Source organism: Streptomyces sp. NPDC104226 (genome assembly GCF_055584085.1).
On the sequence record NZ_JBVJMS010000006.1, the window covers coordinates 346,082 to 366,175 of the forward strand.

The window sequence follows — 20,094 nt, forward strand, 5'->3', positions numbered from 1 at the left end:
TGGGGCCGGAACGGTTCGTCGGGGGGAGGGGCGTGGTCACGGGGTCTTGATGTTCTTGCGGGGCAGTCCGCCCTCGGCGTCGAGGACGCGGATGACCTCGGCGGAGTCGGTCACCGTGGCGCAGTAGCCCTCCAGCCAGTCCAGGGCGCGCTGCTTGTCGTCGAGGCGGGCCGAGACGACGCAGTCGGAGGGGACCCAGATGTTGTAGCCGCGGAAGAAGGCGTCGGCGGCGGTGGTCTGGACGCATATCTGCGTCTGCATGCCGGTGATCAGCACGGTGTCCACGCCGAGGGCCTGCAGGCGCTCGTGCAGGTCGGTCTCGTAGAAGCCCGAGTCCTTGCTCTTCTCCATGACGACGTCCTCGGGGGCCAGGAAGGCCTCGATGATGTCGGCGCCGTGGGTGCCGCGCTGGACCGGGAGGTAGCCGTCGTAGCGCTCGGCGTTCGGGTCGTCCGGGTCGTTGACGAGCTGCAGGTGGAAGATGTGGTGGCCGCGGCTGCGCATCTCGTCGAGGAAGCCGGTGAAGTGCGGGGTCGCGGCCTCGACGGCGGCGACGCGCTCCGGGTTCTTCTCGACCAGTTCGTACTGGAGGTCGTTGGTCAGGACGGCGATCTTGGACATGGCTGTGCCCTTCGGTGGAGTGGTGTGGTCCCGGGGCCCGTCCGGCGCACGTCGACGTGCGCCCCGGCGGGCGGTGGGTGAAGTACGAGGGGGTGCACCGGCCGGTCGGCCGCGAAGGGCCGTACCGCACGGGCGGATCGGCCCGGGTCGGTGTACGGCGTGCTCGGTGCGGGGGCCTGCGCGGCCCGGGCGGGCGGCGCGGCGGTAGGGAGGGGCGCGGGTGCGCGGGAGGGGGGTTGGGCGCGGTGCGCGTCAGGCGGGGCGTGCGTCAGGCGTGGCGCGGCTGGGGCGCGGTGTGCGCACGGCTCGGTGTGCACACGGCCTGACGGTGCGAACGGCCCGTCGGTGCGTACGGCCCGTCGGTGCCGAGGTCAGCTCGCGACGGCGACCCGGTCGGATTCGAGCTCGTGCAGCCAGGTGCCGGTGGCCTCGAAGTGGGCCGTGATGTCGGCGAGCCGGGCGTGCATGTAGAAGCCGGTGACGGGGCGGCCGTCGGCGCGGGCGTAGTCGGGAAGCCGGCCGTACTCGCGGAAGCCCAGGCGCTCCCAGAGCCCGGCGGGGCCGTCGTCGCGGACTTCGAGGGTGATGACGTCGCAGCCCATCTCGCCGACCTTGCGCAGGGCCTCGGCCCAGCCTTCGAGCAGGAACTGCCCGCGGTAGTCGGGGGCCACGACGCAGCGGCGCATCTCGACGATGTGGCGCCGGGCGGGCAGCGGGGCCCGGGCGAGCGTCACCATGCCGACGATGCGGCCCTCGTCGGTGCGGACGTGGAGGAGGTCGACGGCGCCCTTGCGCAGGTCGGCCTCGAAGGCCCGCATCAGGGGCAGGCCCTTCTCCAGGCCCACCGGTTCGTAGAAGCCGAGGGTCTTCTCCTTGACCGCCACGGCGTCCATCAGTTCGATCATTTCGCGCATGTCCTGTTCGGACAGTTCGCGAGGCCATGAATAGTGCATCGTCTTCCTTGGTGAGTAGACGGTGGAGCAGCCGGACCCCGGACATCGCGGCGCCGCCCCCGTGGGAGCTGCGCGGCACATCTGGATCGCAATGCCCGGGATCGCCGGACTGCGGGAGTGTCGGCCCTTCAGGGCTTCGGCCCTTCGGGGCCTCGGCCCTTCAGAGCTTCGCCGGCAGGTGTGCGCCGGCCGGTCAGACCGAAGCGGTGGCCTTCGTCTGCAGGTTGGTCTGTACGGCGGCGGCCGGTGCGGCCTGGGTCAGCAGCGAGGCGTCCGCGCCGGCACCGAGCACGGTGGCCGCGTAGACCTCGACGAAGTAGGAGACGAACAGGGAGTTGATCTTGATGAGGTGCTCGACGAAGCGCTCCTCGTCGGCCTCGTCCTTGATGATGCGCATGATCAGGTTCCAGACCATGTCGACGTGGTCGTCGTCATCGTCGAGGGCCAGGTGGGCGCGGGCACCCTTGGTCTTGTCGGCGCCGACGTGCTGCTCCATGATGTCGAGCCAGTCGGGCTGGGTCTTGCCCGCGATGTACTCCAGGTAGAACCCGCTGATCATCGCGGCCAGCGGACCTTCCGTGGCCATCGTGTAGTAGAAGTAGCCGTTGAGCAGCTCGGTGGCGAAGGTCGGACGGATCGCGTAGATCTCCTCGTCCGTCATGCCGACCTTGTGCAGGTCGCCGGCGAACATGCGGTCGTGGCGGCCCTCCTCCGCGCCGTACAGGCCCCACTCCTTGCAGAGCTGCGGGTCCCGGGTGGCCCAGTAGTTGGCGATGAGCGGGTCGACGGCACGCTTGAGGCCGATCCGGATCATCGTCTCGACGTTGTGCCGCTTGTACAGCTCGAGGTCGAACTTGTCCTTGTCGAGCATCCCGTCGGCGCCCGCGCTGCGCTCGTAGAAGTCCCGCTCGAACTTCAGCAGGAGCTCGTCGACGCGCTTGCGGAACTCAGGGCGTTGCAGGTTGGAGTACGTGTTGTACGACTTACTACGAGGCATCTCATCCCCAGCCGAGATCGTTGACTACCTGACCCGGACCAGCGGGAGCGGCGATGTTCGCCGCACCACTCGTCGACGGGGCGAGGAAGACGGTCACCGCGAAAGTTGCCGCAATGGCGATGAGGAAACTCGCTATACGTGGCATGCTTGCCTGCCCCTCAAGATGTCTTGCGGTCCGGATCAGCTTCGGCCTCATCCTGTCCGTTCGACGACATCCGGAGCCATCCCTTTCTGGGATCATGTTGCCGCTGGCGAAAACATGACAGGGGGATGAATTGAACTCAATCAGACAAGTCCATCCTTTTGCAGTGCCCCGGCTCACCCACGCCGGGGACCGTCTCTACCGGTTCGTCACCCGAACACCGGGTACAACGTGCGAAACAGCCGCCCTGGCTCTGGACATGAGCGCCGCACAGGTGCAGGAAGCGGCGGACGCGCTCGACCTCCTGGGGCTGCTCAGCATGTGCCCCGTGACGGGCATCTACACCCCGTATCCCGTGGAGCACGCACGCATCAAGGTCCTCAACCCGGCGCAGCACAGCCTGAACGAGAGCCAGTCCGTCCTCGATCAACTACGCGGAGAATTAGATGAGTTGCTGATGAGAACGGCGGACGTCCAGAACGACACCTCACTGGAGGTCGTGCCCGGTCTGGGCGACGTGCGCAAGCTGATCGCCGGGCTCGCGAACGGCTGCCGCACCGAGGTGCTCACCTCCCAGCCCGGCGGCGCACGGGACGAGGAGGTGCTCTCCGAGAGTCTGGAGCGCACCGAACGCCTGCTGGCGCGGGGCGTGCACATGCGGACCCTCTACCAGCACACGGCCCGGTTCAGCCCGGCCACGGCCTCCTTCGTGGGGCGCGTGACACCGCTCGGCGCGGAAGTCTGCACGCTCGCCGGCGGCTTTCCGCGCTGCATCATCTTCGACAAGGAAGTGGCGATCATCCCGCTCTCGGACGGATCGCACGGGGCGGCGGTATCGAGAAATAGCCACCTTGTCTCATTCCTTTCGGAGGCCTTCGAGCGGGCCTGGAGCGGGGCCGAGAAATTCACCTCGGAAAACGACCGACCGGCACGGGCCGCGATTACCTCCGACATTCAGCAGACCATCGTGTCGCTGCTCATTCAGGGCGAATCGGACAACCGAATAGCCCACGTGGTCGGCATTTCTTTGCGAAATTGTCAACGCCACATTGCGAACATCATGAAGAGCATCGGCGCCCGCAACCGGCTCCACGCCGGATATCTGCTGGCGAAGGAGCCCTTCAACGGCGGCTGACCTGCCGGCAGCCCGCGCCGCGAGCGAGCGGCCCGGGCTGCCGGGGTCCGCGGCGGACGGCTCCTAGCGGCCCCCCGCCGCCGGAAGCGGAACCGCCGCGGGCTCGGGTGCCGGCTCGGGCGCGGGGCCGGAATCGGGGCCCGCATCACGGCCCGCATCAGGGCGGGAATCGGCCACCGCCGCGGGCTCGGGTGCAGGGCCGGGACCGGCCGCCGCGCCCGCCTCCGCCACCACGGGACGGGGCTTCGGGGGGACCAGCGAGGTCACCGCCACCCCGCCGACGAGCAGGACGGCCGCCACCCAGCGCAGCCCGCTCACCTGCTCCCCCAGCACCAGCGCCGCCGAGCTCATCCCGAAGACCGGCACCAGCAGCGAGAAGGGCGCCACGGAGGAGGCGGGATAGGTGCGCAGCAGGAACCCCCACGCCCCGAAGCCGAACACCGTGGTGATCCAGGCGAGGTAGACGATGACCCCGACCCCGCTCCAGTCGAGCCCGCGCAGCGCCGCCAGGTCCCGCTCGGGGCCCTCGATCAGCAGGGACAGCCCCGCCAGCGGCAGCACCGGCACCACGCTCACCCACACCATGAAGTTCAGGGCGTCGGGCGGGGACGCCTTGCGGGTCAGCACGTTGGACACGCCCCAGCACGCGGCGGCCGCGATCACCATCGTGAAGCCGAGCACCGGCCCGGAGGCCCCCTCGTCCACGGCGGCCACGGCGATCCCGGCGAAGGCCACCGTCATGCCCGCGATCCGCAGCCGGCCCGGCCGTTCCCTGAGCACGACGGCCGCGAACACGGCCGTGAACACCGCCTGCGCCTGGAGGACCAGCGAGGACAGCCCGGCGGGCATCCCGTTGGCCATGCCGGAGAACAGCAGCCCGAACTTCGCGATGCCGAGGACCACGCCGACCGCGACGATCCACTTCCATGCCACTTTGGGGCGCCCGACGAAGAACACCGCGGGCAGGGCCGCGACCAGGAAGCGCAGGGCGGACAGCAGCAGCGGCGGGAAGGATCCGAGCCCGAACTCGATGACGACGAAGTTGAAACCCCAGACCGCGGCTACGAGAACCGCCAGGGCGGTGTGAATGGGTCGCATGCTCCGAGCATCGACTCCTCGACCGTTTAGCACCAGCGCGGATGTCTTCAGGGTCGGATGTAGCGTTGCTTCATCCACCGGCGGCGCCCGCGCCCTAAGCTGCCTGGCATGCTCGACCTCTCCCGGCTGCGCGCCCTGCACGCCGTCTCCGTCCACGGCTCGGTCGGCGCGGCCGCGGCCGCCCTCGGGTACACCCCCTCCGCCGTCTCCCAGCAGATCGCCAAGCTGGAACGGGAGACACGCACCACCCTGCTCGAACGCCACGGCCGCGGTGTCGCCCTCACCGAGGAGGCCAAGCTGCTGGCCGCGACGGCCCAGCAGCTGATGGACATCTCGGAGCAGGCGGAGACCGCTCTGGAGGAGTCCCGCGGCCAGCCCGTCGGCCGGCTGCGGGTCGCCGCCTTCGCCTCGGCCGCCCGCGGCCTGCTCCCCGGGGTCCTCGCCGACCTGGCCCGCCGTCACCCGGCCCTGGATGTACGGCTCACGGAGATCAACCCGCACCTGTCGATGGACCTGGTCTCGCGCGGGGTCACCGACCTGGCGGTGACCCACGACTGGGACATCGCCCCGCTGCCCGCCCCCGAGGGCGTGGAGCAGGCCGTGATCGGGGACGACCGCTGCGACCTGGTGGTGCCCGCCGGGCACCCCTTCACCTCCCGCGACGTCATCCACCGCTCGGACCTGGGTGGGCAGCGCTGGGTGTGCCAGCCGCCCGGCCGGGTCTGCCACGACTGGCTGGTGCGGACCCTGCGCACGGCCGGGTTCGAGCCCGACATCACGCACGTCGCCGAGGAGAACCACACCATCGTCTCGCTGGTCGCCGCCGGGCTCGGGGTGGCCGTCGTACCGCGGCTGGGCACCGGGACGCTGCCGCCCGGCGCGGTGGCCGTACCGCTGGAGCCGGGCCCCGTACGCCGGTTGTACGCCCTGTGGCGGACCGGGGCCGCCCGCCGGCCGGCGATCACCGAGGCCGTACGGACCCTGCGCGAGCACTGGCCCCACGTCGCACCCCGTACGGGGGACTCCCCGAGTGTCCCCCGCGCCGCGGGCCCCGCCCCGCAGTAGCGTCCGGCGCGTGCCGAACCACGCCTCCCGCCGGACCCTGCTCACCGTGGCCGCCGTGGCCGCCGTCACCGCCGCGGGGGCCGCCTCCGCCGCCGTGGGCACCGCCCGGGACCCCGACGGCCCGGTCCCCGACGACTCCCGGCCGGGCGACCGGGCACCGGGGCGCTCCCCCGCCCGTCAGTCGTCGGGGGCCGGGCCGCGCGAGACGATGGACCGGATGAGCCTGGCCGAACTGGTCGGGCAGCTCTTCGTGTCGCGGGCGTACGGGCATGCGGCGACCGAGCCCGACTCCGAGGACGTCGCGCTCAACCAGCAGGCGTTCGGGGTGCGCACCCCCGCCGAGCTGGTCTCCCGCTACCACCTCGGCGGGATCGTCTACTTCGGCTGGGCGCACAACACCCGCTCCCCGCGCCAGATCTCCGAACTGTCGGCCGGCCTCCAGCGGGCGGCCGCGGACTCCGGCGCGGGCGTCCCGCTGCTGCTCTCCATCGACCAGGAGCACGGCGCCGTCGCCCGCGTGGGCCGGCCCGCGACCCTGCTCCCGGGAGCCATGGCGCTGGGCGCGCTGGCCCTGGGGACCGCCGGGTCCACGGCCGAGGCCCGCCGGGCCGCACGCATCGCCGGTTCCGAGCTGGCGGCCATGGGCATCCGGCACAACTACGCCCCGGTGGCCGACGTGAACGTCGACCCCGCCAACCCGGTCATCGGCGTACGGTCCTTCGGCGCCGACCCGCAGGCGGTGGCGGCCCTGGTCGCCGCCCAGGTCCGCGGCTACCAGGGCGCCGGGGTGGCCGCGACGGCGAAGCACTTCCCGGGGCACGGGGACACCGGCACCGACAGCCACGTCGGGCTGCCGCTGATGAAGCACACCCAGGCCCAGTGGGAGGAGCTGGACGAGCCGCCGTTCCGGGCGGCCGTGGAGGCGGGCGTCGACGTGGTGATGACGGCGCACATCGTGTTCCCCGCGCTCGATCCCTCCGGGGATCCGGCCACCCTCTCGCGGCCCATCGTCACCGGGATCCTGCGCGAACGCCTGGGCTTTCGCGGGGTGGTGGTCACCGACGCCCTCGACATGGCCGGGGTCCGCCAGAAGTACGGGGACGACCGGGTCCCGGTCCTGGCCCTGAAGGCGGGCTGCGACCAGCTGCTGAACCCGCCGGACCTGGGGCTGGCCGTGCGCAGCGTGCTGGCCGCCGTGGAGTCGGGCGAGCTGACGCGGGCCCGGATCGAGGAGTCGGTGCTGCGGATCCTGGAACTGAAGGCCCGCCGGGGCCTGTTCGATACCGCCGCGCGGGCCGCTGATCCGGCGCGGGCGGCCGACGCGGTGGACGCGGCCGTCGGCATCCCGGCGCACCTCGCCGCCGCCGGGGAGATCGCGGACCGGACGACGACCCTGCTGGCCAATCCGGTGGGGCTGCTGCCGCTGGATCCGGCGGACCGGCCGCTGCTCCTGGTCACCGGGACCGACCCGGTCTCCCCCACGGGTACGACGGGACCCCCTACCGCGGTACTGGCCCGGGAGCTGTCCGCGCTGGGCTGCCGGGCGACGGCCCTGCCGCCCGCTCGCGCGGTGGCGGCCGCCCCCGGCAACGCGGCCGTGCTCGTGTGCACGTACAACGTCCCCGAGGGCGAGAGCCCGCAGCGCGAGCTGGTCACCAGCCTGCTGGCCACCGGTGTGCCGGTGGTCCTGGTGGCGATCCGCAACCCCTACGACCCGGCCCGGCTGCCGGCCTGTGCGGCCGAACTGGCCACCTACACCTGGTCGGACGTGGAGATGCGGGCGGCGGCCCGGGTGCTCACCGGGACCGTACGGCCCACGGGCCGCCTGCCGGTCCCGGTGCCGGGCCGCTACCCGCTGGGCCACGGGCTGGGGTACGCGTAGTCCGCGTACCCCGCACCCCGGCCCGCTGCGGAGCTACGGGCGCAGCATCGGCTCGCGCTCGATGTCGCGCTGGTCGAGCTGCGCGTCCGGCTTCGCCAGCGGTGCGGCCTTCGCCGCGCCGTTAGGCGTGGTGGCCGGGGCCACTCCGGCCCACTTGAGGATCTTTTCGGTGGCCAGCGCCTTCTCGGCTTCCATGAGCTTGGAGACGTTGGCTCCGTGGTTGGCGCCCGGAGCGGTCATCACGTAGCTGTCGCGGGCCCCGTAGCCGAGGTGGAACGGTTCGGCACCCCACGGGTCGTTCTGCCCGTAGACGAAGAGCATCTGGTTCGCGTTGTGCTTCACCCAGGTGTCCACGTCCCGCATCGCCGCCGGCTGGAAGGTCATCGGGATGTCGCGGGGCACGAAGTTGCGCGGCGGCTGGTAGCCGTAGCGGCTCAGGCCGTTCAGGTGGGGCTGCTTGATGTCGGGGGAACCCAGCTGGGTGCCGGCCTGGTAGTAGTACGGGGTGTACGTCTCCAGGCCCTGGTCGGCGTAGGCCGAGAAGCCGGAGATCGCGTCGACCGTGTCCCAGATCTCCTGGTCGCTCGCGGTGGCGGCAGCCGGGATGGAGGCGCAGTCGGCGAGCAGGCTGTACTGCCAGAAGGCCCACGTGTAGTCGAGGACGACGGCCTCGAAGGCCTTGTCGAGGTTGCCGACGGTGGTGAAGGTCCAGCCGTTCTCGGCGGCGGCGGCCGCGTACTTGGCCTCCAGCGGCTCGCGGCGCACGAGCGCCTCGCGCTGCACCGCGTTCAGCTTGTCGCGGCACTCCTTGGTGCCGACCTTGGCGAAGAACCGGTCGTAGGCCGAGTCCTCCTTGTTCACCACGTCGTTGGGGGCGACGTAGGCGACGACGCCGTCCATGTCGCGCGGGTAGAAGCGCTCGAAGTAGGTGGCCGTCATGCCGCCCTTGCTGCCGCCCGTGGCCAGCCAGTTCTTCTTGTAGATCCGCTTCAGGGCGGTGAAGACGCGGTGCTGGTCACTGGCGGCCTGCCAGATGTCGAGCTTCGACCAGTCCGCCGGGTCGGGGCGGGACGGGTTGAAGAATCGGTACTCCAGGGACACCTGGTTGCCGTCGACTATGGTCGTCGGCTCGCTGCGGCGCGGGCTGGTGTTGACGTTGTAGCCGGAGGTGAAGAACACCGTGGGCCGCGTGACGTCCTTGTGCAGCAGGGTGATGCGCTGCTTGAAGGTGCCCTTCCACGGCGCGCGGTGGTCCACCGGCTGCTCGTAGTTCAGTACGAAGAAGCGGTAGCCGGGGTACGGCTTCTCCTCGATCAGGCTCATCCCCGGGATCGCGAGGATCCGGTCCTTGATGTCTTCCGTGGCGGCCTTGGCATCCCTGGCGGTGGCATCCGTGACGGCGGACGGTTCCGCGGCGGTGGCCGCTTGCGCCGTGGTGCCGGCCGCACCCGTGGTGCCGATCAGCACCGCGAGCGACAGCAGCCATCCGAGCTTCTTGCGCATTCACACTCCCCATGAGTTCACATCGGTCGCCGTGAACCTAGCTGGGGGAACATGCGGCTGAACAGACCTAGTTGGGCCGCTCCATCAGCAAAGGATCCAGCCGGAATCGACGGATCCGGCCCCCACGCTCCCCTTTACATACACGCAGCGGTTGATCGCATGGACGGTGACAGGTCCGGCATAACGGGTGAATTGCCCCGCGTCGCGCACCGGGTAGCCGCCGCGCGGCTGGATGCTCACCGACATCGCCCGCCGCTGTCCGGGCTCCCGGGCCACCGCCACCGCGCAGGCCCGGTCGCGGGTCTTGTAGAGGCGCACCTCGCCCGTGGAGAACGGCAGCGTCCGCACCAGGTTCCCCCCGCACCCGCCCGTCGCCGCCTGGGCGGGCTGCGCCGTCAGCAGTCCGCCCACGGCCAGCCACAGCGTCGTGGTGATCGCCCCCGCGCGGACGGCCCATCGCCTCCGCGGGTTCCGCGCCTTCAACACCCTGCCCCCATCGGTCGTACGTACAACGTGCGTACGTTCGTACGACGCCGGGCAGCCCTCCATGGTTGCTCGGAACAAGAATTCAGCCCGCGGAGCCCTCCGGGGCGACCGCGCGGGCCGCCGCGTGGTCGAAGACCGACTCGCGCGGCCGGACCAGGGTGGCGACGGCGATCGACTGGAGGTGGGTGGTGCGCACGGCGGGCAGGTTGGCCTCGCCGAAGATCCCGCCCGTGGCTCCCGTGCCGCCGTTGTACGGGATCGTGGGCAGGCAGCCGATGTGCGAGTCGTTGACCTTGAGCATGCCGCCGTTGACCACCTCCTCGCAGAACCGCTCCACGACCCGCTCGTCCTGGGTCCACAGGGAGTTGCGCAGACCGTAGCGGTTGGCGTTGAGGAAGCCGATGGCCTCCTCCAGCCGGACCGGCGCCTCGGGCACGACCACGCACAGCAGCGGGAAGAAGGTCTCCTCGCGGAAGGCCCGCAGCCGGCCGGCCGCGGCCAGCCCGTCCACCCGGACGACCGCCGGACGGATGAACGGCCCCACCGCCGAGGGCTCGTCGTCCACGTCGACGAACTCGCCGCCGCACAGCAGCTCCCCGCCGGCCGCCAGCACCTCGCCGACGAACTCGGTGAACTCCGCCCGTTTGACCACCGGGCTCAGCACCGTGCGCGGATCCTCCGGCGGCCCGGGCCGGATCTCCCGCACCTGCTCCATCAGCTCCTTCAGCAGCCGGTCGGCCACTTCCGGATGGACGATGGCGAACTTCGGGGTCATGCAGATCTGCCCGGAGCCGTAGTACCGCTCGCACAGGGCCCGCGCGGCGAGGTCGGCCTCGGCGTCGTGCCACACCAGCACCCCGTCGTTGCCCGACAGTTCGAGTACGGGCTTCTTCCCCGCGGCCACGCACTCCCGCTCCAGCTTGAGGCCCTGCTCGGAGCCGCCGAAGAAGACGAGGTCGTCGCAGTCGGGGCTGTCCAGCCACTGGCGGACGACGGCGCGGGCGTGCGTGCAGACCACGTTCAGGGTGCCGGGCGGGGCGCCGAGCCGCTCCAGGAGCGGGGCCACGATCTCCCGGTAGACGAAGCTGACGCCCAGCGGGGCGGTGGGCGGCGCGTTGACGACCAGGCCGTTGCCCGCGGCGAGCGCCAGCGCCCCGTAGAAGGAGTTGGAGGTCGGGGCGTTGCGCGGCGGGCTCAGGCACACCACCCCGTCCGGCTTGCGCACCATGCGGGTCCGGCGGCCGGCCGAGGTGCGCTCGGGCTCCCGCAGCCGCGCGGCGAAGTCGGCGACCGAGTCCGGGTGGAAGGAGGCGGCCACGGAGTCCAGTTCCCAGGACGCCAGCCGTACGGGGTGGCCTTCGGCGACCAGCAGCCCGGTCAGCTCCTCGCGCCGCTCGACGACGGCCCGGTGGACGCCGTGCAGCAGCTCCATCCGGTGGGCGAGCGGGACCGCCGCCCATCCCGGCTGGGCGGCGCGGGCTGCGGCCAGGGCGCGCATCCCCTGCCCGGGGGCGGACAGGGCGACGCGGCCGGCCAGCAGCCGGTCGTCGTAGGGCAGGTCCTCTCCGCGCTCCAAACGGGCCTTGAGCCCGAGCACCTCGAAGGGCTCGCGCAGGAGTTGACCGACGCGCGGCCAGTAGACCCATCGAGTGCCGGGCTCCTCGACGCCGTTGACCCATACCTCGTAAGAGTGCATCGACAACTTCCTAGCGGGATAACGGGAGTTCGTGATCACGCAGGAGATTACGCTAGGTGAGCACGAGACCCCGCACTGTAGCCGTGAAAGGCACTTGAAATGACGAACGACCTGCTCGAACGCAAGCTGGACCGCGCCTTCACCCACCTCGACGTCAACGAGGACCGGGTGATCGACGAGCACGACATCATCGGGCTCGGCTCCCGCCTGCTGTCGGCCCTCGGCGAGCCGGCCACCTCCCCCAAGGCGACCCAGGTGATGGGCGGGCTGGTCGACTTCTGGCAGGAGCTCTTCACCGAGCTGGACATCGACCGGGACGGGAAGGTCACGCCGGAGGAGTACCGGCAGGGCATGACCCGCCTCTTCCGGGACGACGTCGCCGCCTACGACAAGTCTTTCCGGCCGATGGTGCACGCGATGCTGCTGGTCGTCGACAAGGACGACGACGGGCGGATCAGCCCCGAGGAGTTCCAGCAGGCCCAGACCGCCTTCGACACGAACCTGGGCCGCGAGGACGCGGAGGCGCTCTTCGCCCGGATCGACGCGGACCACGACGGGTTCCTGTCCGTGGACGAGCTCCTCGGCGCGGTACGGGAGTACTACACCGGCACCGAGGAGGACGCCCCGGGCAACCTGCTCTTCGGCGAGCTCTAGGCCGGGGAGCAGCCCGGGCCGGGAGGGGCAGGCCCGGGAGAGGGCAGGCCCGGGAGCGGCGTAGCCGGGGAGCCGGATCCCGTCAAGCCGCGAGATGTCGGGGCGTGACGCCGCCCGGACGGCGGGGCGTACTGGGACCACCCCCCATCCGCCCCGTCCACCGGAGGAGAGCAGTCATGAACCACGTTTCCAGGAAGCCCCGCCTCGTCCTGTTCGCCGCATCGGCGGCCATCGTCGCCGGCGGCGTGCTCGCACCCGCGACCGCGCTCGCCGCCACTCCCGCGAGTACGCACGCGGTCAGGGCCGACGACACCGGCAACGAGTCCACCCTGCTGCACCGCAGCGGCCCCGACGACATCGTGATCGGCCAGGACCGGCCCACCGAGGACACTCCCGGCAAGTGGGGGAAGCGAAAGCACGGCAAGGGCTCCGGCAAGGACGACTCCATCAACGCTCCCGGCCGTCCGGAGTGGCAGTGCATCACCGCCCCCTGCGGGCCCCCCGAGGAGGCCCGCGGCGACGGGATCAGCCACGGAGTGCCGGAGGGACAGAACACGGTTGCCAACACTGCGAGGACGTGAGGATCGACCGCGATCCCTGCCGCCCGAGAGGGACACCACCACACCGGAGCCCCGGGTCCGCACGACGGACCCGGGGCTCCGGCGCGTGTACGGGGGCATTCGGGCCGGCTTTTACAAGGAGAGCCGACCTCCGTCAAGCCCCGAATGTGAGTGGCGTGACGCGATTCCCGCCGTCGGGTTTATTTGAAGTACGCCCTCACCGGGAACACCGGAAAAAACCAGAGGGCAGGAAATCACCCCGGATCCTTTCTCCGGAAGATTCCCGAATCCCCCTTCTTTTTCCGAATGGAGAACGGTCATGTTCAAGATTCTCTCGACCCGCCGCATCGTCCTCGCTTCCGCTTCCGTCGCCCTGCTGGGTGGTGGCATCGCCCTCCCGGCCACCGCAATGGCCGCACCCGCCGCCGTTCCGCACCATGCGGTGTCCGTCCTCCAGGACGACAGCGCCGACGGCATCGGCACCGGCGGTGACGCCAACGCGGAGAACACCACGGTCGGCGGCGACTCCCGCGGCGGCGACGCCAACAGCGGCGTCGGCAACTGCAAGGGCAAGTGCGACATCACCACCGGCAACGCCCGCGGTGGCGACTCCAGCGCCGACGCCATCAACACCGGCGACGCCACCGCCGTCGGCGGCGACGGCACCGGCAAGGGCGGAAACCTGAAGAAGGTCGACAAGCAGACGATCAAGAACCAGCTCAAGAACAAGCTCGGCAACTGATCGCAGCAGGCCACCCACACACAGCGGCGCCCCGGGATCCCCCGGGGCGCCGTTGTCGTGCCTGCGTGTCCTCGTGCCGGTATCAGGCGTTGCCGCCCGTGGCGGTCGCGTCGCCGCTCACGGCGGTCGCGTCACCGGTGTTGATCGCGTCGGCGCTCGCGTTGCCGCTGGTCGCGTTCCCGGTGGTGATCGTGCACCGGCCGATGCAGGTGCCCACGCCGGAGGCGGCGGAGCCCGAGGTGGCCGTGCCGCCGACGGTGGTGTTCTCGGCGTTGGCGGAGCCGCTGACGGCGACGGCGTCACCGCCCCTGCGGTCTCCCTGCTGCCCCCCGTCCCCGCCCCGCACGGTCCTCCCGGTCGAGCTGGAGGCCATGTGGCTGCTCTGGCTCAGCACGTCGGCGGTCACGGCCGTGTTGACGCTGTCGAAGCAGAGGCCGTTGCACCGGTTGGAGGCGCCGTCGCCCACGGCGGTGTTGGTGCTGGTGCCGCAGAGGCCCGTGCACTCGTTGTACGCACCCGCCCCGACCGCGGTGGTGGTGCTGTCGCCGCACAGGCCCGTGCACAGGCCGGAGACGCGGTCACCCACGGCGGTGTTGGTGCTGTCACGGCACAGACCCGTGCAGCTGCCGGAGACTCCGTCGCCCGCGGCGATGTTGTTGCTCCCCTCGCAGAACCCTTCGCAGGCTCCGGGAGAGGCGCTTTCCGCGAGGGCGCTGATGCTGCTGTAGCCGTCGTACGGGCCTGCGGGTGCGGCCATCGCGGTCGCGGGCAGGGCGATGCCGCCGGCCAGGGCCACGGATGCCGTGGCCAGCACGATGCGACGGGTCCAGGAACGCTGGTTCATGGGAAATTCTCCGGGGTTGTCGTGCGGAGCAATTCGACTGCGGCCGGGCGTGCGCGCGCCGGGGCCGCCGATCGGATACGCCCGTGACATACGGACGCGGGGATCCCCTGGGGTTTGATCGGGGCCGACGCTATCGCGCGGATACGGTCACCGTACGGATGCGTCCGCGCACGGCGTGTTGCCCGGCGAAGCGGCCGGAAATTATCAAGATCGACCCTGTGCGTCAAGCCCCGAATGCGAGTGGCGTGACCCGATTCCCGGAATCGGGTTTATTTGAAGTACGCCCTCACCGGGAAACACCGGAAAAACCAGAGGGCAGGAAATCACCCCGGATCCTTTCTCCGGAAGATTCCCGAATCCCCCTTCTTTTTCCGAATGGAGAACGACCATGTTCAAGATCCTGTCGACCCGCCGCATCGTCCTCGCTTCCGCTTCCGTCGCCCTCCTCGGCGGTGGCATCGCCCTCCCCGCCACGGCGATGGCCGCTCCCACGGCCGCCCCGCACCACGCGGTGTCCGTCCTCCAGGACGACAGCGCCGACGGCATCGGCACCGGCGGCGACGCCAACGCCGAGAACACCACCGTCGGCGGTACCTCCCGCGGCGGCGACGCCAACAGCGGCGTCGGCAAGTGCAAGGGCAAGTGCACCATCACCACCGGCGACGCCCGTGGCGGCGACTCCAGCGCCGACGCCATCAACACCGGCGACGCCACCGCCGTCGGCGGCGACGGCACCGGCAAGGGCGGAAACCTGAACAAGGTCAACAAGCAGACGATCAAGAACGAGCTCAAGGCCAAGCTCGGCAAGTAGGCCCGGCACACCCAGCAGGCCCAGCACGCTCAGCAGGCCGTCCCGCACAGCGGCGCCCCCGGGAAACCCCGGGGGCGCCGTCGTGTGCCGTGGCCGGAGAGCGGTCCTACGCCGCCGCGGCCGGCTCGTCCTCGCCCACGAAGGTGCGCCACAGCTCGGCGTACCGGCCGCCGCGAGCCAGCAGCTCGGCGTGGGTGCCGTCCTCCGCGACCCGGCCGCGGTCCATGACCACGACCCGGTCGGCACGCGCGGCGGTGGTCAGGCGGTGCGCCACGACCAGGGTGGTGCGCTTGCCCGCGAGCCGGTCGGTGGCCTGGTTGACCAGGGCCTCGGTGGCCAGGTCGAGGGCGGCGGTGGCCTCGTCGAGCAGCAGCACGTCGGGGTCGACGAGCTCCGCGCGGGCCAGCGCGATCAGCTGGCGCTGGCCGGCCGAGAGGTTGCGGCCGCGCTCGGTGACGGTGTGCAGGTAGCCGCCGTCCAGGGTGGCGATCATGGCGTGGGCGCCGACCGCGTGGGCGGCGGCCTCCACCTGGGCGTCGCTCGCCTCGGGCCGCCCGTAGGCGATGGCGTCGCGGACCGTTCCCGGGAAGAGGTACGGCTCCTGGGGGACGACGCCGAGCCGGTGTCGGTAGCCCGTCAGGTCCAGCTCGCGCAGGTCCACCCCGTCGGCGGTGACCCGGCCGGAGGTCGGATCGTAGAACCGGGCCACCATCTTGACCAGCGTGGACTTGCCGGCCCCGGTCTCGCCGACGAAGGCGACGGTCTGCCCGGCGGGGATGCGCAGGCTGATCCCGCTGAGCGCCGGTTCCTTCTCCCCGCGCTCGGCGGCCGTGCCGTACGAGAACTCGACCCCTTCGAAGGCGATCTCGCCGCGCAGCTCGGGGACCGGCCGGGGGTCGGCCGGGCGGGGGGTGCTGGTGGGCTCGCGCAGCAGGTCCTGGATCCGGCCGAGGGAGACGGTGGCCTGCTGGTAGCCGTCGAAGACCTGCGACAGCTGCTGGACGGGGGCGAAGAACAGGTCGATGTAGAGCAGGTACGCGACCAGCGCGCCGGTGGTGAGCGTGCCCGCCTCCACCCGGCCCGCGCCGACGATCAGCACGGCGGCCGCGGCCCCGGAGGACAGCAGCTGCACGAAGGGGAAGTAGACCGAGATCAGCCACTGGCCGCGGACCCGGGCCTCGCGGTACGAGTCGCTGCGCTCGGCGAACCGGACGGCGCCGGCGCGCTGGCGGCGGAAGGCCTGGACGATGCGCAGTCCGGCCACGGACTCCTGGAGGTCGGCGTTGACCAGGCTGACCCGGTCGCGGGCCAGCTCGTAGGCGGCCACGGACTTCCGGCGGAAGAAGACGGTGCCGATGACCAGCAGGGGCAGCGTGGCGAAGACGATCAGCGCCAGTTCCACGTCCAGGACGAGGAGGGCGACCAGGATGCCGAAGAAGGTGAGGACGGAGACGACGGCGGTGACGAGCCCGGTCTGCAGGAACGTGGACAGGGCGTCCACGTCGGTGGTCATCCGGGTCATGATCTTGCCGGTCAGCTCGCGCTCGTAGTAGTCGAGGCCGAGGCGCTGGAGCTGGGCGAAGATCTTGACGCGCAGGGCGTAGAGCACGCGCTCGCCGGTGCGGCCGGTCATCCGGGTCTCGGCGAACTGCGCCGCCCACTGGGCCAGGACCACGCCCAGCGCGAGGAGGGAGGCCGCCCAGACGGCGCCGAGCGCGGCCGCTTCGACGCCCTTGTCGATGCCGTGGCGGATCAGGATGGGCAGGAGCAGTCCGGAGCCGGCGTCGAGGGCGACGAGGCCGAGGGATATCGCGAGCGGGGCCCAGAAGCCGCGCAGCAGGCGGCCCAGGTTGTAGCTGTCCTCGGCGGACGCGGCGCGGGTCTCGTCCACGTCGGGGGTGTCGTCGGCGGGCGGCAGTGCGGCCACCTGCGCGAGCAGTTCGGGCGTGGCGGACGTCCCCGGGGGGGCGGTGGTCTTGTCGTCCGCCTCCTCCTGGCGCTGCCAGAGCTCGGGGGTGATCCCGCCGGCCACCCGGCGCTTGGCGTTGACGGGCTCGGAGTCGATCTCGGCTTCGAGCTCGATGCTCCGCTCCACGTCCGCGGCGAGGGCGCGCTCGAACTCCTCCATCAGCGGCGCCTCCGGCGTCCGCGGGGAGCCCGCGCCCAGCGCGTCCGGGTCGGTGAGCAGCCGCCGGTACAGGGCGGAGCGGCGCTCCAGCTCCTCGTGCGTACCGATGTCGGAGAGCCGCCCGTCGTCCAGTACGGCGATCCGGTCGGCCAGCGCGAGCGTGGAGCGGCGGTGTGCGATGAGCAGGGTGGTGCGGCCGGCCATGACGGCGCGCAGCGCCTCGTGGATCTCGTGCTCGACCCGGGCGTCGACGGCCGAGGTGGCGTCGTCGAGGAGCAGCAGGCGGGGGTCGGTGAGGATGGCGCGGGCGAGCGCGATGCGCTGGCGCTGGCCGCCGGAGAGGGTCAGGCCCTGTTCGCCGACCTTGGTGTCGTACCCGGCGGGGAGGGCCTCGATGAACCCTTCGGCGCGGGCGGCGCGGGCGGCGGCCAGGATCTGGTCCTCGGTGGCGCCGGGGTGACCGTAGGCGATGTTGGCGCGGATGGTGTCGGAGAAGAGGAAGGAGTCCTCGGGGACCAGTCCGATGGCGTCGCGCAGGGAGTCGTAGGTCAGCTCGCGCACGTCGTGGCCGCCGACCCGGACGGTGCCCTGGTCCGCGTCGTAGAAGCGGGGCAGCAGGAGCGAGACGGTGGACTTCCCGCTGCCGGAGGACCCGACGAGGGCGACGGTCTCCCCTTCGGCGATCGACAGGTGGAACCCGTCGAGCACGGGCCGCTCGGGGTCGTACCCGAACCGCACGTCGTCGAACTCGACGGTGGCGGTCGCGTCCGCGGGGAGCTCCTTCGTCCCCTCCCGGATCACCGGCTCGGTGTCGATGAGCTCGAAGACCCGCTCCACGCCGGCGCGGGCCTGCTGGGCGACGGTGAGGACCATGGCGAGCATGCGGACGGGGCCGACGAGCTGGGCGAGGTAGGTGGAGAAGGCGACGAAGGTACCGAGGGTGATCTGCCCCTTGGTGGCCATCCAGCCGCCGAGGGCCAGCATGGCGACCTGGCCGAGGGCCGGTACGGCCTGCAGGGCGGGGGTGTAGCGGGAGTTCAGCCGGATGCCGCGCATCCGTCCGGCGAACAGCCGGCGGCCGGCGTCGCGGAGCTTGCCGGTCTCCTGCTCCTCCTGGCCGAAGCCCTTGACGACGCGGACGCCGGTGACGGCCCCGTCGACGACGGTGGCGACGGCGGCGGCCTGGCTCTGGGCGTACCAGGTGGCGGGGAAGAGCTTCTTGCGGCTGCGCTTGGCTATGAACCAGAGGGCGGGGGCCATGAGCAGCGCGACGAGGGTCAGCAGCGGCGAGAGCCACAGCATGATCCCGAGGGATATCCCGAAGAGCAGGAAGTTGCCGATGGTCATGGGCAGCATGAAGAGCAGCCCTTGGATCAGCTGGAGGTCGGTGGTCGCCCGTCCGACGACCTGCCCGGTGGACAGCTCGTCCTGGCGGCGGCCGTCCAGCCGGGCGATGGTGTCGTACATGTCGGTGCGCAGGTCGTGCTGCACGTCGAGGGCGAGCCGGCCGCCGTAGTACCTGCGGATGTAGGTCAGGACGTAGACGAGGACCGCGGCGCCTATGAGCATCAGGGCCCAGGGCGTCATGGGCTTGCTGTGGTCGCCGATGACGTCGTCGAGGATCACCTTGGTGACGAGCGGCACGAGCGCCATGACGGCCATGCCGCCGAGCGAGGACCCGAGGGCCAGCAGCACGTTGGCCTTGTACCGCCAGGTGTAGGCGGCGAGCCGCCTCCCCCACCCCTGTTTGCTTCCAGCCGCCGCTTCCGCCGTCGCCGTAGCCACGTACTGCCTCCCCGTTCGTCCTGCTCTACCGGAAGCGCCAACGCTCCGACCGGCGGATTTCATCCCGCCGCAACAATTCGAACTGGGTTGCGCGGGTTCCGCGCGCGGGGTTGCGCCTACGGGGGCCGGGGGAGGCCTACGGGGCCTACGGCGTCGGCAGGGACCTCCGGGCCGGGGTCAGGAGGACCTGGGCGTGGCCGAGGCCGAGGGCAGCGGCGACGGCCGCACCTTCACCGTGGGCGCCTTCTTCAGCGGGTTGTTCTCGCAGCCGAGCGCCTCGGTGACGCGGCGGGCCATGAGATAGGTGAGGGCCGTCTGCCGGTCCCGGTCCGCCTGGGTCGTGTTCGGCCGGGGGTCGCCGATCCGGTAGGACTCCTCCACCGCCAGCACGGCCCGGTCGGACAGTCCGCGGAGGTCGCCGGGCATGTCGCAGCGCATGCGCAGCTGCGACCCGGTGTCGCCGGCCCAGCCGACGGCCCCGTTCGCGTCGACGAGGACGCTGCCCAGCGGGTTCTGCTCCTTGGAATCCTGCTGCAGCCAGCGGACCTGCAGTTGTACGCGGCCGCCGTCCTTCCCCTGCGTGGGGACGTACCCGCACATGAGCCACGGCGTCGAGGGCAGCGAGTGCAGATCCCCCTTCAGGCTGTCCACGAGGTGCGCGGTGGTGGCGTTGACCCGGGTGTCGAAGGCATCGGACCCGGTGATCTGCTTGAGGAGGTCCCTCTCGGCCGACGGATCGGCGATCGCACAGGGGTCGGCGGCTCGGGGCCCCGCCGGCTGCTTCGCGGAACACCCGGCAGCCGCCACCAGGCAGACGAGGGCGAGTACGGACCGCTTGGCCGCGGTCGAGATGGCGTTCACTGGGTGTCTCCCGACGTCACCGCGGGAGCCTGCTCCCGCGGCTTGTTCTCGCAGCCGAGGGCGTCGGTGACGCGGCGGGCCATGAGGTAGGTGAGGGTGGTCTGGCGATGACCGGGACTGATCGATACCAA

At 71.4% G+C, this 20,094-nt stretch carries 18 protein-coding genes; 7 read left to right on the plus strand and 11 right to left on the minus strand.

From position 1 onward, the window contains the following. Positions 1 to 36: 36 nt before the first annotated feature. The 3 genes from ACZ60J_RS20840 to ACZ60J_RS20850 all read right to left on the minus strand — a co-directional run bounded on the left by ACZ60J_RS20840 (position 37) and on the right by ACZ60J_RS20850 (position 2,571). Positions 37 to 621 (minus strand): cysteine hydrolase family protein, encoded by a 585-nt coding sequence (locus ACZ60J_RS20840; protein WP_254383158.1) that lies wholly within the window; start codon positions 619 to 621, stop codon positions 37 to 39. Between the two features lie 371 nt (positions 622 to 992). Next, on the minus strand, positions 993 to 1,535 hold the full coding sequence (locus ACZ60J_RS20845) for a GNAT family N-acetyltransferase (RefSeq protein ID WP_469683741.1): 543 nt from the start codon (positions 1,533 to 1,535) through the stop codon (positions 993 to 995). Between the two features lie 232 nt (positions 1,536 to 1,767). Further along, complete coding sequence (locus ACZ60J_RS20850) at positions 1,768 to 2,571, minus strand: hypothetical protein (protein WP_469683743.1); 804 nt, start codon at positions 2,569 to 2,571, stop codon at positions 1,768 to 1,770. Positions 2,572 to 2,972: 401 nt separating this feature from the next. On the opposite strand from ACZ60J_RS20850, the gene ACZ60J_RS20855 reads away from it, so the two are divergent. After that, on the plus strand, positions 2,973 to 3,848 hold the full coding sequence (locus ACZ60J_RS20855) for a helix-turn-helix transcriptional regulator (RefSeq protein WP_469683745.1): 876 nt from the start codon (positions 2,973 to 2,975) through the stop codon (positions 3,846 to 3,848). A 63-nt stretch (positions 3,849 to 3,911) separates the two neighbouring features. On the opposite strand, the gene ACZ60J_RS20860 is transcribed toward ACZ60J_RS20855, so the two are convergent. Then, positions 3,912 to 4,946 carry an EamA family transporter gene (locus tag ACZ60J_RS20860; RefSeq protein WP_469683747.1) on the minus strand — a complete coding sequence of 345 codons (1,035 nt, stop codon included), beginning with the start codon at positions 4,944 to 4,946 and terminating at the stop codon, positions 3,912 to 3,914. Positions 4,947 to 5,054: 108 nt separating this feature from the next. On the opposite strand from ACZ60J_RS20860, the gene ACZ60J_RS20865 reads away from it, so the two are divergent. Together ACZ60J_RS20865 and ACZ60J_RS20870 are read left to right on the plus strand one after the other, a co-directional pair. Beyond that, positions 5,055 to 6,011: a LysR family transcriptional regulator gene (locus ACZ60J_RS20865; protein ID WP_469683749.1), complete on the plus strand. Its 957-nt coding sequence runs from the start codon at positions 5,055 to 5,057 to the stop codon at positions 6,009 to 6,011. A 10-nt stretch (positions 6,012 to 6,021) separates the two neighbouring features. Next, positions 6,022 to 7,893, plus strand: a complete 1,872-nt coding sequence (locus ACZ60J_RS20870; protein WP_469683751.1) for a glycoside hydrolase family 3 protein — start codon at positions 6,022 to 6,024, stop codon at positions 7,891 to 7,893. 33 nt (positions 7,894 to 7,926) lie between these two features. On the opposite strand, the gene ACZ60J_RS20875 is transcribed toward ACZ60J_RS20870, so the two are convergent. From ACZ60J_RS20875 to ACZ60J_RS20885, 3 genes are all read right to left on the minus strand, one after another. After that, positions 7,927 to 9,396: a S28 family serine protease gene (locus ACZ60J_RS20875; protein WP_469683753.1), complete on the minus strand. Its 1,470-nt coding sequence runs from the start codon at positions 9,394 to 9,396 to the stop codon at positions 7,927 to 7,929. Between the two features lie 84 nt (positions 9,397 to 9,480). Next, entirely contained in the window at positions 9,481 to 9,882 is a 402-nt protein-coding gene (locus ACZ60J_RS20880; RefSeq protein ID WP_469683754.1) for a hypothetical protein, read from the minus strand. Positions 9,883 to 9,964: 82 nt separating this feature from the next. Further along, positions 9,965 to 11,578 carry an aldehyde dehydrogenase family protein gene (locus ACZ60J_RS20885; RefSeq protein ID WP_469683756.1) on the minus strand — a complete coding sequence of 538 codons (1,614 nt, stop codon included), beginning with the start codon at positions 11,576 to 11,578 and terminating at the stop codon, positions 9,965 to 9,967. A 99-nt stretch (positions 11,579 to 11,677) separates the two neighbouring features. Here ACZ60J_RS20885 and ACZ60J_RS20890 point away from each other — a divergent pair, with 99 nt between their 5' ends. From ACZ60J_RS20890 to ACZ60J_RS20900, 3 genes are all read left to right on the plus strand, one after another. After that, entirely contained in the window at positions 11,678 to 12,232 is a 555-nt protein-coding gene (locus ACZ60J_RS20890) for an EF-hand domain-containing protein (protein ID WP_469683758.1), read from the plus strand. A gap of 176 nt (positions 12,233 to 12,408) precedes the next feature. Further along, a complete protein-coding gene (locus ACZ60J_RS20895; RefSeq protein ID WP_469683759.1) occupies positions 12,409 to 12,813 on the plus strand; it encodes a hypothetical protein in 405 nt (134 codons plus the stop codon). Positions 12,814 to 13,111: 298 nt separating this feature from the next. After that, positions 13,112 to 13,534, plus strand: a complete 423-nt coding sequence (locus tag ACZ60J_RS20900; RefSeq protein ID WP_469683761.1) for a hypothetical protein — start codon at positions 13,112 to 13,114, stop codon at positions 13,532 to 13,534. Between the two features lie 82 nt (positions 13,535 to 13,616). On the opposite strand, the gene ACZ60J_RS20905 is transcribed toward ACZ60J_RS20900, so the two are convergent. After that, positions 13,617 to 14,378 carry a hypothetical protein gene (locus ACZ60J_RS20905; RefSeq protein ID WP_469683763.1) on the minus strand — a complete coding sequence of 254 codons (762 nt, stop codon included), beginning with the start codon at positions 14,376 to 14,378 and terminating at the stop codon, positions 13,617 to 13,619. A 388-nt stretch (positions 14,379 to 14,766) separates the two neighbouring features. On the opposite strand from ACZ60J_RS20905, the gene ACZ60J_RS20910 reads away from it, so the two are divergent. Next, the gene (locus ACZ60J_RS20910) at positions 14,767 to 15,189 is read left to right on the plus strand and encodes a hypothetical protein (protein ID WP_469683765.1); all 423 of its coding nucleotides are present in this window, start codon (positions 14,767 to 14,769) and stop codon (positions 15,187 to 15,189) included. A gap of 106 nt (positions 15,190 to 15,295) precedes the next feature. On the opposite strand, the gene ACZ60J_RS20915 is transcribed toward ACZ60J_RS20910, so the two are convergent. From ACZ60J_RS20915 to ACZ60J_RS20925, 3 genes are all read right to left on the minus strand, one after another. Then, positions 15,296 to 19,102: an ABC transporter ATP-binding protein gene (locus ACZ60J_RS20915; protein ID WP_469683767.1), complete on the minus strand. Its 3,807-nt coding sequence runs from the start codon at positions 19,100 to 19,102 to the stop codon at positions 15,296 to 15,298. A 177-nt stretch (positions 19,103 to 19,279) separates the two neighbouring features. Continuing rightward, the gene (locus tag ACZ60J_RS20920; protein ID WP_469683769.1) at positions 19,280 to 19,963 is read right to left on the minus strand and encodes a hypothetical protein; all 684 of its coding nucleotides are present in this window, start codon (positions 19,961 to 19,963) and stop codon (positions 19,280 to 19,282) included. Continuing rightward, the gene (locus ACZ60J_RS20925; RefSeq protein WP_469683771.1) at positions 19,960 to 20,094 is read right to left on the minus strand and encodes a hypothetical protein; all 135 of its coding nucleotides are present in this window, start codon (positions 20,092 to 20,094) and stop codon (positions 19,960 to 19,962) included. Before ACZ60J_RS20925 ends, ACZ60J_RS20920 begins: the two co-directional genes overlap by 4 nt.

What these genes read in the sequence shown, in the direction of transcription:
- ACZ60J_RS20885 (WP_469683756.1), bottom strand. Translation starts at nt 11,578, where the DNA reads ATGCACTCTTACGAGGTATGGGTCAACGGCGTCGAGGAGCCCGGCACT.
- ACZ60J_RS20840 (WP_254383158.1), bottom strand. Translation starts at nt 621, where the DNA reads ATGTCCAAGATCGCCGTCCTGACCAACGACCTCCAGTACGAACTGGTC.
- ACZ60J_RS20845 (WP_469683741.1), bottom strand. Translation starts at nt 1,535, where the DNA reads ATGCGCGAAATGATCGAACTGATGGACGCCGTGGCGGTCAAGGAGAAG.
- ACZ60J_RS20890 (WP_469683758.1), top strand. Translation starts at nt 11,678, where the DNA reads ATGACGAACGACCTGCTCGAACGCAAGCTGGACCGCGCCTTCACCCAC.
- ACZ60J_RS20895 (WP_469683759.1), top strand. Translation starts at nt 12,409, where the DNA reads ATGAACCACGTTTCCAGGAAGCCCCGCCTCGTCCTGTTCGCCGCATCG.
- ACZ60J_RS20905 (WP_469683763.1), bottom strand. Translation starts at nt 14,378, where the DNA reads ATGAACCAGCGTTCCTGGACCCGTCGCATCGTGCTGGCCACGGCATCC.
- ACZ60J_RS20865 (WP_469683749.1), top strand. Translation starts at nt 5,055, where the DNA reads ATGCTCGACCTCTCCCGGCTGCGCGCCCTGCACGCCGTCTCCGTCCAC.
- ACZ60J_RS20855 (WP_469683745.1), top strand. Translation starts at nt 2,973, where the DNA reads ATGAGCGCCGCACAGGTGCAGGAAGCGGCGGACGCGCTCGACCTCCTG.
- ACZ60J_RS20860 (WP_469683747.1), bottom strand. Translation starts at nt 4,946, where the DNA reads ATGCGACCCATTCACACCGCCCTGGCGGTTCTCGTAGCCGCGGTCTGG.
- ACZ60J_RS20900 (WP_469683761.1), top strand. Translation starts at nt 13,112, where the DNA reads ATGTTCAAGATTCTCTCGACCCGCCGCATCGTCCTCGCTTCCGCTTCC.
- ACZ60J_RS20910 (WP_469683765.1), top strand. Translation starts at nt 14,767, where the DNA reads ATGTTCAAGATCCTGTCGACCCGCCGCATCGTCCTCGCTTCCGCTTCC.
- ACZ60J_RS20875 (WP_469683753.1), bottom strand. Translation starts at nt 9,396, where the DNA reads ATGCGCAAGAAGCTCGGATGGCTGCTGTCGCTCGCGGTGCTGATCGGC.
- ACZ60J_RS20850 (WP_469683743.1), bottom strand. Translation starts at nt 2,571, where the DNA reads ATGCCTCGTAGTAAGTCGTACAACACGTACTCCAACCTGCAACGCCCT.